Origin of the sequence: Streptosporangium sp. LJ11 (assembly GCF_051918945.1) — a bacterium.
GTDB lineage: Bacteria > Actinomycetota > Actinomycetes > Streptosporangiales > Streptosporangiaceae > Streptosporangium.
Genome location: NZ_JBPXMB010000115.1, coordinates 1 through 567 on the forward strand (window position 1 = coordinate 1; position 567 = coordinate 567).

The window sequence follows — 567 nt, forward strand, 5'->3', positions numbered from 1 at the left end:
AACGAGGACGCCCGGCGCGGTCTCGAGCGCGGCATGAACCAGCTCGCGGACGCCGTCAAGGTGACCCTCGGCCCCAAGGGCCGTAACGTCGTGCTGGAGAAGAAGTGGGGCGCCCCCACCATCACCAACGATGGTGTCTCCATCGCCAAGGAGATCGAGCTCGAGGACCCGTGGGAGAAGATCGGGGCCGAGCTCGTCAAGGAAGTCGCCAAGAAGACCGACGACGTCGCGGGTGACGGCACCACCACCGCCACCGTGCTCGCCCAGGCTCTCGTCCGTGAGGGTCTTCGCAACGTCGCCGCCGGCGCCAACCCGATGTCGCTGAAGAAGGGCATCGAGGCCGCCGTCGAGCGCGTGTCGGAGGAGCTGTCCAAGCTCGCCAAGGACGTGGAGACGAAGGCGCAGATCGCCTCCACGGCCTCCATCTCCGCGGGCGACCCGCAGATCGGCGAGATGATCGCCGAGGCGATGGACAAGGTCGGCAAGGAAGGCGTCATCACCGTCGAGGAGAGCAACACCTTCGGTCTCGAGCTCGAGCTCACCGAGGGCATGCGCTTCGACAAGGGC

At 67.0% G+C, this 567-nt stretch carries 1 protein-coding gene; it reads left to right on the forward strand.

Translation table 11 applies throughout. From position 1 onward, the window contains the following. Positions 1-567 (forward strand): TCP-1/cpn60 chaperonin family protein (locus ACTOQ3_RS43635; RefSeq protein WP_386164234.1); only part of this gene is annotated, 567 nt, incomplete at both ends.